Source organism: Lysinibacillus sp. FSL M8-0355, assembly GCF_038008985.1.
Classification (GTDB): Bacteria; Bacillota; Bacilli; order Bacillales_A; family Planococcaceae; genus Lysinibacillus; species Lysinibacillus fusiformis_D.
On the sequence record NZ_JBBPAI010000001.1, the window covers coordinates 2,400,897 to 2,414,841 of the forward strand.

The 13,945-nt window shown below is 37.2% G+C and carries 10 protein-coding genes and 2 pseudogenes; 7 read left to right on the forward strand and 5 right to left on the reverse strand.

The window, feature by feature from the left end; translation table 11 throughout:
- Position 1: 1 nt before the first annotated feature.
- From MKY46_RS11795 to MKY46_RS11805, 3 genes are read right to left on the reverse strand one after another with little or no spacing between them, the layout of a single operon-like run.
- The gene (locus MKY46_RS11795; protein ID WP_036126396.1) at positions 2–1,126 is read right to left on the reverse strand and encodes a Ger(x)C family spore germination protein; all 1,125 of its coding nucleotides are present in this window, start codon (positions 1,124–1,126) and stop codon (positions 2–4) included.
- On the reverse strand, positions 1,113–2,234 hold the full coding sequence (locus MKY46_RS11800; protein WP_340834331.1) for a GerAB/ArcD/ProY family transporter: 1,122 nt from the start codon (positions 2,232–2,234) through the stop codon (positions 1,113–1,115). The genes MKY46_RS11795 and MKY46_RS11800 overlap by 14 nt, the downstream gene beginning before the upstream one ends.
- A gap of 16 nt (positions 2,235–2,250) precedes the next feature.
- Complete coding sequence (locus MKY46_RS11805) at positions 2,251–3,771, reverse strand: spore germination protein (RefSeq protein WP_058844413.1); 1,521 nt, start codon at positions 3,769–3,771, stop codon at positions 2,251–2,253.
- Positions 3,772–4,234: 463 nt separating this feature from the next.
- On the opposite strand from MKY46_RS11805, the gene MKY46_RS11810 reads away from it, so the two are divergent.
- From MKY46_RS11810 to MKY46_RS11825, 5 genes and pseudogenes are all read left to right on the forward strand, one after another.
- Positions 4,235–5,119: a GNAT family N-acetyltransferase gene (locus MKY46_RS11810; RefSeq protein WP_340834332.1), complete on the forward strand. Its 885-nt coding sequence runs from the start codon at positions 4,235–4,237 to the stop codon at positions 5,117–5,119.
- Between the two features lie 174 nt (positions 5,120–5,293).
- Positions 5,294–5,836 (forward strand): glycoside hydrolase family 73 protein, encoded by a 543-nt coding sequence (locus tag MKY46_RS11815; protein WP_058844411.1) that lies wholly within the window; start codon positions 5,294–5,296, stop codon positions 5,834–5,836.
- Positions 5,837–5,848: 12 nt separating this feature from the next.
- Positions 5,849–6,194: pseudogene (locus MKY46_RS23800) on the forward strand (response regulator transcription factor); the annotation flags it as partial.
- A gap of 80 nt (positions 6,195–6,274) precedes the next feature.
- Positions 6,275–6,487 (forward strand): annotated as a pseudogene (locus tag MKY46_RS23805) (winged helix-turn-helix domain-containing protein); the annotation flags it as partial.
- Positions 6,484–7,824, forward strand: coding sequence for a sensor histidine kinase (locus tag MKY46_RS11825; RefSeq protein ID WP_058844410.1), 1,341 nt, complete (start codon positions 6,484–6,486; stop codon positions 7,822–7,824). The pseudogene MKY46_RS23805 and the gene MKY46_RS11825, both read left to right, overlap by 4 nt.
- Positions 7,825–8,242: 418 nt before the next feature.
- On the opposite strand, the gene MKY46_RS11830 is transcribed toward MKY46_RS11825, so the two are convergent.
- Positions 8,243–9,445, reverse strand: coding sequence for an MFS transporter (locus MKY46_RS11830; RefSeq protein ID WP_340834335.1), 1,203 nt, complete (start codon positions 9,443–9,445; stop codon positions 8,243–8,245).
- 142 nt (positions 9,446–9,587) lie between these two features.
- Between MKY46_RS11830 and MKY46_RS11835 the strand changes: the two genes are divergently transcribed.
- Together MKY46_RS11835 and MKY46_RS11840 are read left to right on the forward strand one after the other, a co-directional pair.
- A complete protein-coding gene (locus MKY46_RS11835; RefSeq protein WP_036126370.1) occupies positions 9,588–10,142 on the forward strand; it encodes a helix-turn-helix domain-containing protein in 555 nt (184 codons plus the stop codon).
- Between the two features lie 556 nt (positions 10,143–10,698).
- Positions 10,699–12,228: a DHA2 family efflux MFS transporter permease subunit gene (locus MKY46_RS11840; protein ID WP_036126369.1), complete on the forward strand. Its 1,530-nt coding sequence runs from the start codon at positions 10,699–10,701 to the stop codon at positions 12,226–12,228.
- A gap of 516 nt (positions 12,229–12,744) precedes the next feature.
- On the opposite strand, the gene MKY46_RS11845 is transcribed toward MKY46_RS11840, so the two are convergent.
- Positions 12,745–13,659, reverse strand: coding sequence for a C40 family peptidase (locus MKY46_RS11845; RefSeq protein ID WP_340834337.1), 915 nt, complete (start codon positions 13,657–13,659; stop codon positions 12,745–12,747).
- Positions 13,660–13,945: the final 286 nt, after the last annotated feature.

Below are 13,945 nucleotides of genomic sequence, written 5' to 3' on the forward strand. Positions count from 1 at the left end.
CTTATTCAAAAACACCGTTCCGTAAAATCACAAAATCAACATGGACATTTACTTTCATATCTTTATACATCTTATGCCATTTTTCTTTAGTGAGTTCAGAATGTCTCACAGAGCTTCGGTATTTTTCACCGAAACCAAAAATATCGGATTCGACTTCCTGACTATGGGCAATCACTCTTGATACTTCCTTCGACAATTTTTTCTCAATCGCTTTTTCTAGTGCCGATACACTTTTTGGGTCACCTTGGTTAATATCTGGGTACACTTCTAATACTCTTGACTTGATTTTGATGTTTAGGTCAAATGTTGGTTTATCCGCATCGATTAATTGTATTTCTCTTTTCGAATGAATTGCATCAAAGGCTACTGTGATTTTGTTGGCTTTTTTTTGAAGGATCTTGGATGGAACATCTTCGTTGTCCAGTATAGTTTCATATAGTCCCACTTTGAATGTGTCTCGAACGATTTTTACGTAAAAGCTATCTTTAACTGGTAGGGTGCTGACCATTTTACTTCCTTTAAAAAGAGCGACACCACTTAACTCCACTAGCTCATCATCTCTTTTTAATATGGGCATAGCTAAATCTTTGCCAATTGAATAATAATCGTGGGCAATTTGATGAAGCGTGGACGAAATCATATATTCCTGCTTGACGTTTTGTTCGATGAGCCTAAAAATATGCTGCCCAATGTCCTCGATATTTTTGTATTCGTATTTCAGTAATGGTGCTGCTTCGCCTTCCACAACTGCCATAAAGATTCCATTGCTGACACTTGCATTTTCTAGATTTGTATCAAGATAATAACGAAGATCATCTTTCGCAAGTTCTTCACCGAACAAAATTACCCTCATTTGACCAACCATGATTTTTTTCGAAAGCTTGCGATTGGCTTCCATTCGATTCCCTTTACTTGTATCGTTTTCCGTTGTTAGAACTTCCACATTGCTTTGGAATTCAGGATTTACTTCACGTATGACGGCTGTCGTTGCAATTTTTTCTTCTTTTCCTATATCGTAGCCGACTAAAGTGGTTAATCCTACTTTATCCAAAATATTCGTTTGGGCACATCCATATAAAAAAACAATCGATAGAAGAACCAACCATTTTCCTTTAAGCTTGTTCATTCTTTTTCACCTTCTTTGATGTGAGGTTCTTCTTCAGTAGGGCGATTGGCCATAGCACAAGAGGGTAGACAAAGATCACAAAAAATGCCACTTGTCCAAACACCGTGTTGATTGTATTGACCTGTGTGCGTGTTTGAATAAGTAATGTTCCAATGAAAACAAAGAACGAAAGTATCCAGACAAAAGTCGTTCCACTTATATTGACTAATCGAATTGCTCCCCGATAGGCCGCCCATAAATACAGACAAAGATTAGGTAAAATAATCAACATCCAAAAACAAACGGCTACAAATTCAAAGCGTTCCATGAAAGGGAAGCTAATAAAGCTAAACAATGTCAAAGTTGCCCAAATTGTTTTCAGTAGTTTGCCTTCACTGTAGTAGGTGATAGACACCAGCATGACGGCTAAATAGATGACCGTTGAAGCTAATAACCCTAAATGGACAGGTTTTCTAACATTTTCCTTGTCTTTCACAAAGGGATAAATCACGTTCAAAATTTCAAAGCCAATGATGGTAAAAGTCATCGAATGGGCACCCTTTAAAATCGAGCGAAAGTCGTTTTCTAAAATAGGAAAGAGACTTTCTGCTGAGGAATACTTCAAAGGGAAGGCTAACATCGGCATAATCCATAACGATAGGATGATACTAAAAAAAGACACCCCAACAATTACTCGAAGCCCACCCGTAAAGGCATAAATAATAATGATTAATAACGTAGCAGATAGAAACCATGTCCCAATACTTGGGAAAATCCATGCTTGTATAACTTCTATATAGTTTCGCAAAACGGAAAAGAATGCTACAGAACAATAGATGACATACATAACATTTAAAAAATTGCCAATCCATTTGCCAAAAATATCGATTTGAATTCCATATAAATCATTGGAGCCATAGATCTCTAAAGTTTTAATCATACAAAATGTGACGATATGTGTAGCAATACCAGCCAGTAGAACTGAAATCCATGCATCTTGTCTTGCATCTTGATAGATAATGCGTTGAAATCCCTGTATACCAACCCCAATTTGTGCACCGTGTACCACAAAAAAAAGCAAATAAGCATTGATCATATCTTTAGGGCTAAGTTGTATAGGTTTTGCCATTTATCTCACCTTCAGTTCAACTTTTTTCCGGTTTTACAGGCTCAGGCTCGAATTTATAATCATCTTTCGGTCTTGTTAAAGCAGGTCTTTTTGCTGTTAAGGGAATAGGCATTCTGATAATACTATCCCGCATTTCCTTCAATCTTGGTGGGTAGAAAGGAGACATATATGGTGCTCCCAAGCTTGTCTGGCGTAACAGATGGATAAGAATAAAACAAAAAGCCAGCATGATGCCGTAAAAACCCCAAAATCCTGCAAGTATAATAATAGGGAAGCGAATAAGACGAACCACATTGCCCATCATATAACTCGGTGAGGTAAATGATGCTAAAGCACTTAGTGCAATAATAATCAGTAAAATATTACTTGTTATACCTGCCTGTACAGCTGCTGTCCCGATAACGATACCGCCAACGATACCAATCGTTTGTCCAATTTTAGTTGGCAATCTGGCTCCAGCTTCTCTCAATAATTCAATGATAATTTCCAGCAGTAAAGCTTCAAATATCGGTGGGAACGGAACCAAAGCCCTCGATTCACTTAATGGTACGAGGAAGGCTTGCGGAATTACCTCGTAATGAAAGGTCAAAGCTGCCACGTAAAAAGGTGTTAAATAAACGGACAAAAAAAAGGCAGTAAGTCGTAATAAACGGAGAAAAGTAGCAATTTGCCATCTTAAATTTTGATCTTCCTGACTTTGGAAAAACTCAGTAAAGGCTTGGGGGCCAATGATGGCCATTGAGCTACCATCTACAAGAACGCCCACCTTGCCATCTAAAACCGCATCACAAAATCTGTCAGGTCTTTCTGTCAGCAGCATCTGTGGGAAGACTGATAATGAATTATCATCAATCATTTCTGCTAGAACCGCACTATCGAGCAATTCATCGATCGTAAGGTCTGTAATTCGCTGGCGTAACGTCTGGACCATTTGATCATTAGCAATCCCATGCATATATAGGAGTGAAACAGACGTATTGGTGCGCGTGCCAACTTTTATTTTTTCATTGCAAAGATTCGGACTTACTATGTAGCGACGAATTAAGGAAATATTCGTTGAAAGACTCTCATTGAAACCAACCTGTGTACCAATTACTTGTGATTCATTTTCAGGAGCTGACAAAGCTCTAGATTCTCGGCTAGCGATATTGGCTAAAATCACTTGTGAGCTACCGTCTACATGAATCACAACAGATCCATTGACCATTGACGCTACAGTTTCCTTTAATAAACTGGCTTGACTTACTTCAGCAATAGAAATAGCCATCACAATGTCCTCTGGTGTTTCATGTGGCTTGTTCTGTAAACAGGCGATAATATCATTATTCAAAGTTTGATCATCAATTAAGTTATCGATATAAATAAGGGTCAAGTTTGGAGGAAGTGATTTAATAATTAAATCAGCTGGATCATTTGTTGCATTTTTGATTGATTGAATAAAATGTTCTGTTGTATGTGCAACCCTCACAAGATTTTCTTTAGGTGCCTCTTTGATGGAAGGTGGCTGTTGTTTATTGAAAGGTAGTTTAAATTTCATGATGAATTGTAGGCTCCCTTCATTGCTAACTTCTTTTATAGAATTGTCTTGAAAGGGGTATTCTATACTTATTTCCTTCATTTTCATCATCAAGTAGACAGTACTTAACAAAAAGTGGTAGTATAATAGTATTCTTAAAAACAGAAGGGAGATCAGCCGTTTATGCTAAAACTAATTATCGCAAATTAAATTCCAATGAATTTAATAAAGGGGCTATTCTATAATTTTTTGTGAATTATAGGGTTTATTTAGTATGGCCCTCTTGCGATAACGAAGAGCAGCATAATCCTGTCTGATCCATGTAAACAGAGATCATTGGTAGTTACTTAAGTGGCTAGCATTATTTTCTGTATATAACAAAGGACTTTATGAGTTTGTTCTCATAAGGTCTTTTTTCTGTTTTTAGGAGGTGAGTATTCCCACAATAATGAGCTAATAAAACATAAAATCGGAGGGAATAGACGTGATAAAATATGAGTTAGTGAGTAATTATCGTCATGATGAAAAATTGAAGGCCAGCTTTAATGATTTAGCCATCGAAACATTCGGCTTAGATTTTAGAGGCTGGTACAACAAAGGCTATTGGAATGATCGATATATTCCGTATTCTTTTGTTCAGGGAGGAAAAGTGATTGCCAATGACTCTATTCATAAAATGTCTGTACTAATAAATGGTCAACAATTAAAAGGGATTCAAATTGGTACGGTGATGACCGATGAAAAGTATCGCCATCAAGGTTTGGCTAAGCAGTTAATGCAGCATATTCTCAAGGAATACGAAGATGCCTGTGATTTTATGTATCTTTTTGCCAATGATACGGTACTAGATTTTTATCCAAAGTTTGGCTTTACACGAATTCATGAAAGCGAATTTAGCTTAGACCTCACGGAAAAGCCTATTCCACGGAGGGAGGATGCCATCGTCCGACAGCTGACAATTGAACAGGATCTAACACTCCTTGAAAACTATGCGAAAAATCGTCATATCCTTTCAAATATTGTAGATGTTGAACAAAACGAGAGTTTATTAATGTTTTATTTCACCCTAGTATTCCAACATGCCATTTACTATTTAGAAGATTTAGCAACCATTGTGTTAATGGAGGAAGAGGACGGGATATTAAATATTTACGATATCATCTCCCAGCAGGCAATCAATGTGGAGGCTGTGTTAGCAAGCATTGTAAAACAAACAACGAAAAAGGTGGTATTTTATTTCACCCCTAACTTTGCGATGGACGACATGACAGCAACCATCACACCAAATGATGACGATGCCTTATTCATCCTATCGAAAAAGCCACTCCTACAAGGTAACTTTATGTTCCCTTTAACATCCCATTGTTAGTCTGGACATGAGTGCTTTTAACAAAAATTCATCAAAGCAAAAATAACATGAATGCTAGCTCGTACCTTCAAAGGTGCGGGCTTTTTTTAGCCATTTATGATATTTTGTCAAATGGCTGTAACATTGTTGTTTTACGATACAAGCATCACATGAATGGAATTGAGGTTAAACACTATGAAAAAAATAATCATCATCTTATTTGCAGTAATGATAAGCTTGTACGTAGCCAAACTATGTGGGCAGGACAATAACGATGAAATGAAATTTGTCGACGACATTGCGCCAATCGCTGTTGCATTACATCAACAAAACGGAGAGATATTGCCTAGTATAACAATCGCGCAGGCTATTTTAGAATCCAATTTTGGACGGAGTGAATTGGCTGTCAATGCCAATAATTTGTTTGGGATAAAGGGACGGTATCAAGGGAAGTCCATCAAAATGCCGACAATCGAATATCAAAACAATAAAAGCTATACAACCGAAGCTGAATTTCGAGCCTATCCTGATTGGAAAAGTGCATTAAAGGACCATCGTCAGCTATTATTAAATGGAACGAGCTGGAATGCCCATCAATATGATGAGGTGCTGAAGGCGACCAATTATCAAGAGGCAGCCTATGCCTTGAAAAAAAGCAATTACTCGACAGACCCTTTATATCCTGAAAAATTAATTGCGATTATCGAACAATATCATTTAGGAAAATATGATCAATAGGAGTTCTATAAAATGAATATACTCATTGCTGATGATGAATTAGATATGTTAAAGATTTTACAAAGCTATTTTCAAAGGGAGGGATTCACAGTCTTTACTGCTACAAACGGGGAGGAAGCACTTGCGATATTTTATCAACAAAAAATTGATTTAGCGATTTTAGATTGGATGATGCCTAAAATAGATGGCATTACAGTTTGTCGTGAGATGAAAAAAACACAAAAAATCAAGGTTTTAATGCTTACAGCAAGGGACACTGGTGAGGATGAATTTCAAGCGCTAGCAGATGGAGCTGATGATTATGTCCATAAACCATTTTATCCAAAGGTACTCATTATGAGGGTGAAAAAATTGCTGCACATAGAGTCTGTCCAGCAACTAAAGGAAGTATCCTTCGATATCGCTAGCAAGCGCGTTTGGCGAGCAGGGACAGAAATTGAGTTAACCAAAACAGAATTCGAGCTGTTACGCGTTTTTAGCCAGAATCGTAGACAAATCTTAACGAGAGATCAGCTCTTAGATTTAGTGTGGGGACTGGAATATGTCGGAGATCCTCGTACCGTCGATACACATATTCGACGATTACGAGAAAAAATAGGAGAGGACATTATCCAAACACATAGAGGTGTTGGCTATAGTACAAGCGAATGAAGCAAAAAATCGGCACTAAATTAACCATTTATATCACATTCGTTGTGATTGTCACGTTTACGATTTCGCTTGTCGTCAGCCAATTTTTTCTGCCTAAATATTATCTCTATCAGTTAAATAAAAAAGTAGCAGACGCTTATGAAACGTATCAGACCAAGGATGAACCTAGCCTAGTGGAACGACAATTTGATGTCACAATCATCACTGTGCCTCTTGAAGGCTCCATCGATAATCTGAACGAAAATTTAAGACTACAGCTGGCGAGAGAACAGATCGCTCTTAATAAATTTTGGGTTTCAGAAGAAGTGCTACAAGACATAGCTGGAGAAAAAATAGTAGGCAAACTGTATGATCAAGGAAAACAAAAATCGAGCTTTCTTGTACATTATGCCAAAGAGGGAAATCAGCTTATAATGATTGGGGCCTCTATGGCTCATTTTACGGATATTGCTTCTTTTATCAATCGCTTTAATTTCGTCTTTTTAATTGCCAGTATTTTAGTAATTATCATGGTGACAGCCCTCTTATCTCGCAAGCTGACCAATCCATTAAATGAGCTACAACAAGTGGCACAGGAAATTGGCGCACTAAATTTTCAGCAGGCAAACATTCAAACAGGTGATGAAATCGAAGAATTAGCCAAAAGCATTAATAAAATGAGTCAAACACTGGAATCAGCCCAACAGCAATTAACGCAACGCAATCTGGATTTGAAGCAATTTATGGTAGGCTTAACACATGAGCTAAAGACGCCTCTTGCCTTAATCAACGTATATGCAAGTGGAATGGAAGATGGGATGGATGATGGAACCTATTTAACCGTTATTCATCAGCAAATAGATCGAATGGAAAAAATCATCACAGATATGCTTTATTTCGCTAGAACTGAAGAAAACGATTCGAAAGTATCCAGCTTTGATGTTATTCAGCTACTGCAACAAATCATTCATAGCTATCAGCCGCTGCAGGGAGATAAACAAATTTTTCTTCAATCAGAACTAACCGAATTCATGCTAAACACCGAGCAAGAGAAAGTCCATTTTATTGTAGAGAATTTGATCAGTAATGCTGTCAAATATACCTCTGGTCGTGACATATTCATCTGCTTCGATTCACATGGTAGGCTAGAAATTACGAATGATACTACACTGCCAGATATCTCTAAAATATGGCAGCCATTTTATGTAGGGGAAAGCTCTCGAAACAAGCATATTTCAGGAACTGGTCTCGGTCTCGCCACAGTGAAAAGTCTTGCTGAACAATTAGGCTACACGACTAAATCCACATTAGCCGATGGGAAAATCACCTTTACAATTAATTTTTGGCAGAGGGGATAGTGCCTTACTCTTTACAATGATGTAGATGGGGACTATTTCCTCCAATAGAGGAGCTAGACAATGTTTTCCACGAGGATTTTCTTTACATGTAGAGGTATTTGCAACAGAGTAAAGTGGGGCAGCCATTATCTATGCTGATTGAAACTCAACAAATCAATAAAAGTGATATCTTTTAGCAAAAATGAAGGTGTTCATCCCTCATTTTATCGATGGCTGTTGTGACTAATACTTCTTCACATTGAAAATAAGAACGTATTCTTCTCCTAATGATGTGCTATTTTATTCATTACTACTTACTAGTAAGAAAGACAAAAAGCCACTTAAGATTGGAGTAAAGCCAGCGTCACTCTTAGGGGATTAGCATCATCTTTCAACATGAAAAAGGGGAGGTCACATGAAGTGACCCCCCTTTTGTCTATTAGGAAAGTATACGCATAGTTGAATCGGTTTTTGTTCTCACTTTTAACGTTAGCAGCATGAGAACAAACATTACCACTAATAGGGCGAAAAGGGCAACGTCAAATGTATTAGTGACATCTTTTATGACCCCAACAAGCATCGGAATAATTCCACTAATAATATAGCCACCAAATTGAATCATGGCTGTCCATTCGCTTGCAGCTTTTGGTGTAGTCGTTGCATCTAAAGGCAGAATCATAGCTAATGGGAATAAACCACCAGCACCTATCCCCGTTAATGCGGCACAGAGAATTGGAGAAGTCCCGCCAATTATTAATAATAGGATGCCGATAAAGGAGCTGAAAGCACATAGTAGCATCCAAGGTTTTCTCTTCACACTATTATTAATGATAATTGGAATAATAAAGCTACAAATCATTTGCATAACAGAAAAAATAGTAACCGTTGTTGCGGCATATGCATCACTATAACCCATGTCCTGTACTTTTGGCGCAAGCCATGTTGCCAAGGAATAATAAACACCCGATTGTAAACCAAACATCACCATCAAAAGCCAAACATAACGATTTCCCCAAGGTAGTCGGCTTTTTTGACTGACAGCTTGCTCTACTATGTTTTGTGATTGATGTGATTTTTTTATAATAGGAATCCAAACGATGATTCCTACTAGTGCAAACAAAGACCAGATCGCTAAAGCGATGTTCCAAGATTGGTGAAAAGCATGCATAACAGGCACAACTAAGCCAGCACTTAAAGATGCACCAATCCCCATGCCAGCTGAATAAACACCAATCATCGAGGATGAGGATTTAGGAAAATGCTTTTTAATATAACCAGAAATTAGTGGACCTGTAATGGCAATGCCTATTCCGCTAAAGACAGCTGTCAATAATAAAAGAAAAGGGAAAGTCGCTACTAAACGTAATGCAGTTGATACGCCAATTAATAAAATCGATAACGCAATCGTCAGCTCAATGCCCCACCGTGCACTTAACTTTCCAGCCAGTGGTGCAAAAAGCCCCATACAAAAAACGGGTAAAGCCGTTAGTAAACTGACGACAACACTCGACAACTGTAAATCGGCCTGGATATTTTTCAGCACGGGTGAGATGGATGTAATGGAAGCTCGTAGATTCATAGAGAGTATGAATAAAGAAAAAACGCTCCAAATAATATATAGATTTTTTGATTTTGCTATCATTGAAAGCACACCTCTTTTTGTCAATATAGATGATTATTTGATATACTATAATTAACTTTTTATTTTAAAAATAAACTATAATTTATCGACTTGTATACTATAATATACTTAATATACAAAGTCAATGAAAGGGGTGCGCATAATGAATGAGGAAAATATTGACTTATCTGGTCAAGTCGGGGTTAATCTAAGAGAAATTCGAAAAAACAAAAGGATGAGTTTAGAGGAGCTAGCGAATGTCAGCAATGTTAGTAAATTGACATTAGGGAAAATTGAAAGAGGGGAAACAAATCCAACCGTCAATATCCTGTGGAAAATATGTAGAGGACTCAATATTCCACTCGTTTCTTTATTAACATTTGAAGAACATACAGAAGTCCATCGATTCGGCTCGGAGTATCAATTTGCAGGGCATAATAACGACTGGTTTGTCGAACCATTATTTAAAACACATGGATCAGAGTGGTATAGAGGCTGTATCGAGCCAAATAGTAAGTACAGTGAATGTCACTTAGCAGGGTCTGAAGAAATTGTACTTGTGTTAAATGGACAATTAGAGCTGAAGGTCGGAGAAAAATGCCATCAGTTAAACCAATGGGATGTCATTAAATTTAAAGGTGAAGAACTTCACACTTACATCAATCGCTCAAATGAAAAAGTACATTTAATGCTGTCGTTAACGTATACAACGCCCTAATTATCCCACAAAAGCTAGGCAGAAACCTGACTCTAAAAAGGTTGATGTAAAAAATAGAAAGAACCCACTTTTAATAAAAAGGTTATACAAATACACAATAAGTATCATTAATTTTCTCAGTTATACCTGTTCTAAAGCAACCCCTTATCAGTATCGCCACAACCATTTACGAATGAACGGGGAAGGCTTAATAAAAATATAATGAAAAAAGTCGCATTCCTATAGTTTAGGAATCGACTTTTTTGTGAAAATAATTTATGTAAACACATTGAAATAAAGCATGTCTTATGATAAATTTATATAGATAGACGTTGTATATTTATTATACAGCGCATTATCCCTATTTTAATTATATAATACATTCTATTCTTCGTCAACACTTTTAATAGTCTTTTTTTGAGGGGTGGTTTTGATGAAATCAACAGGGGCAAAACAGCAGATTGGGGGAAAAATGAACGAAGCAGTTCAAATCTTTTAAGGACTTAAAGGTAATCGAAAGGCTTCCTAAACATGTGAATGAAATTGAAAAAGATAAAGAAAGTAGGACTGATACTATATGTCAGAGAAAACCATTTCAGTTGAGACAAAAACGCCATACGGCATGATTGCCATTTTATTTATTGGGGCATTTGTTGCTATATTAAATGAAACCTTACTAAACATTGCGCTTCCAGCCATTATGATTGAATTCGATGTGAATGCAACGGCAGTACAGTGGCTTTCAACAGGTTATATGTTAATTAACGGTATTTTAATTCCCGCCAGCGCGTTCTTCATTCAACGCTTTACGGATAAAAAATTATTTATTACCGCGATGGCCTTGTTCACATTGGGTACATTTTTAGCTAGTATTGCACCTGCATTTGGTGTGTTACTAGGGGCGCGAATGATTCAAGCTGCAGGATCAGCGATTATGATGCCTCTATTAATGAATGTTATGCTGACTGCATTTCCGGTCGAAAAACGAGGCGCTGCAATGGGGATGTTCGGTCTCGTAATGATTACAGCTCCAGCTATTGGACCGACTCTTTCGGGGTGGCTAATTGAGCATTACAGTTGGAGAATGTTATTTGATCTTGTACTACCAATTGCCATTCTAACATTAATTTTCGCAGCCTTTAAATTAAAGAATGTGACGCCACAACGTCCTATTAAGCTCGATGTAATTTCACTTATTTTATCAAGTATTGGATTTGGTGGCTTGCTTTATGGCTTTAGTTCTGCTGGAGAAAAAGGATGGGATAATGCCCTTGTATACGGAACGATCATTATTGGAACGCTCGCTTTAATTACCTTTATCCTTCGTCAGCTACGACTGGAGGAACCAATGCTTGAGTTTCGTATTTTCAAATATCCAATGTTTGCCTTATCATCAGCCATCTCCATTGTCATTTCGGTGGCAATGTTTTCAGCTATGATTTTAATGCCGATTTACGTTCAAACAATCCGTGGTATTTCACCAATGGATTCAGGTCTACTCATGCTACCTGGTGCGATTGTGATGGGGATCATGTCACCTATTACAGGGAAGCTTTTTGATAAATATGGGGCAAGAAGCTTGGCCGTATTTGGCTTGATTATCACCATTGTGACGACGTATTACTTTAGCAAAATTAGTATGGATACGGCTTATTCTACACTAGTGGTGCTGTATACATTACGTATGTTTGGGATGTCCATGGTAATGATGCCAGTAATGACAAATGGTTTGAATCAGCTACCAGCGCATAATAATCCACATGGAACAGCGATGAACAACACATTACAACAAGTTTCAGGCGCAATAGGTTCAGCAGTATTGATTACGATTATGAACAATAAAACAACTGTCAAAGCAGAGGAATTAGCTGCAAGTGCGATGAACAATATGAGTGCTAATGCAACTCAAACAACGTCACAGTCTGCTGCGGAATTAAAGCAACAATTGATGAACGAAGCCATGCTACATGGTATAACTTATACATTCTTCCTGTCAACATTGATTGCAGCGATTGCACTCGTCCTTGCCTTCTTTATTAAGCGAGTTAAACCTAGTCATGAAAATCATGCTAGTGGGGAAGTTAATGAAAAAATAGTGGAAGAATAAATAAACGGGCGTTGCTAAGCTTAAGCAACGCCCATTTTTATTTGGATAAAGGGGATTTATAAAAAATTATCGATACAACTCAATAATTTGGCCGGCTATCTATTCAGAGCTAAAATGAATCCCATCTTTGAGCAACTCCTAGTACAGAAGAAGCAAGAATATCCATTGATAATGTTATTTCTTTAGGATTCGCAAACTCTCTCTATCACGATCAAGTCCGTTAACATCATATAAACTTTTCTTTTGAAGCAAGGGTGTCAATCTGCAAAGTCAGCGTTATTTTTACCGACAAATCGTTGGAAATATCGTACACTACTTGTTTTAATAGATCGTTCATATCTATAAAATGCAAATAAAAAGTGGCTCGATTTAGCTCGGTACGTTCGGCTAATATAGCGTTTATCTTAATCTATTTATATAATTTTGATGTGAATATAATTAGTGCGGCTTTGGAGGTGGGGAGCTACAGAACAAAAAGGCGTCTCATCCATAGATGAAACACCTCTTTGAAGTTAGTTATTGAGCTAATCGTTGGATAAAAGCATCTAATTGTACGAGTGTAACATTGTCATTCACCCCAAATACATTGTCACCTTTACCAACTGTAACTTTATTGGAAGCGAGGATGGATACATAATTGTTTGCCCAATGCGCACTTGGAACATCGACAAATTGTTCTGCCGCTCCTTGTTGTTTTAAATGAAATGCTTCCACTAAAACTTTCGATAATTGACCGCGTGTCATAGGAGAACCTGGATTGAATTTGCCATTTTCATCCCCCGTAAAAACGCCGATTTTTTTAAGTGCCTCAGCAGCACCCGCATATTTAGACGATGGTTTTACATCAGGAAAACTTGAATTGGTGCTACTAGTATCTAATTGTAATTGCTTAGCCAGTTTAAGAGCTACTTCTCCACGTGAAGCATAAACGCTAAAGTCGATTTCAGCATCTTTTACTTCTCCAAACTCATTTTCAGTGAAGTTCGCCACGCGTTTTGCCCCTACGTAACGAGATCCCCAGTAATAAGGGTCATTGATGTTATCAATTTTAACACCAGAACTTGTAGTAGCTGAAATAAAACTGCTGTCACCTATGTATATGCCGACATGGGAGATACCACTTCCCGAAGTATTAAAAAATACTAGGTCACCAGTCTTCAATTGATCTTTAGCAATCGAAGTACCTTGCTGATATTGAGCTTTGGATGTACGTTCTAGTGAAATCCCTAGCTTTGAAAAAACAATTTGTGTAAATGCAGAGCAATCCACACCTGTCTTAATATTTGTGCCCCCGTATTGATAAGGTACACCTATATATGCTTTTGCTGTATTTGTTATATCTGCTATTGTTGCCGCTTTCGCTTCATGAACACCTATGCCTGTGAAGAACATAAATGAGGCGAAAATGGGTAGTAACCATTTTTTCTTCAATTAAATCTTACTCCTTTCAAAAAACTTTCGCTTTTGAACTAAAGTAAGAATAGCATGAAAAAGACAAGCGTTATTTTTCAATAATATTACCGATTACCCCTAAACAGCTAAATTGAAACCTTAATTTTAACTGTGTAAAACTTCTGCAATAATCACGGGTAATTTTACCAAAAATATATGAAATTATTGGATGTGTAGGGATATAAGTGCTATTTTATATATTTCATCTATATTAAAAAACCAAAAACCATTGAACAAAATATAAAAACATAGAATTATGACAAAT

What these genes read in the sequence shown, in the direction of transcription:
- MKY46_RS11795 (WP_036126396.1), bottom strand. Translation starts at nt 1,126, where the DNA reads ATGAACAAGCTTAAAGGAAAATGGTTGGTTCTTCTATCGATTGTTTTT.
- MKY46_RS11800 (WP_340834331.1), bottom strand. Translation starts at nt 2,234, where the DNA reads ATGGCAAAACCTATACAACTTAGCCCTAAAGATATGATCAATGCTTAT.
- MKY46_RS11805 (WP_058844413.1), bottom strand. Translation starts at nt 3,771, where the DNA reads ATGAAATTTAAACTACCTTTCAATAAACAACAGCCACCTTCCATCAAA.
- MKY46_RS11815 (WP_058844411.1), top strand. Translation starts at nt 5,294, where the DNA reads ATGAAAAAAATAATCATCATCTTATTTGCAGTAATGATAAGCTTGTAC.
- MKY46_RS11825 (WP_058844410.1), top strand. Translation starts at nt 6,484, where the DNA reads ATGAAGCAAAAAATCGGCACTAAATTAACCATTTATATCACATTCGTT.
- MKY46_RS11830 (WP_340834335.1), bottom strand. Translation starts at nt 9,445, where the DNA reads ATGATAGCAAAATCAAAAAATCTATATATTATTTGGAGCGTTTTTTCT.
- MKY46_RS11835 (WP_036126370.1), top strand. Translation starts at nt 9,588, where the DNA reads ATGAATGAGGAAAATATTGACTTATCTGGTCAAGTCGGGGTTAATCTA.
- MKY46_RS11840 (WP_036126369.1), top strand. Translation starts at nt 10,699, where the DNA reads ATGTCAGAGAAAACCATTTCAGTTGAGACAAAAACGCCATACGGCATG.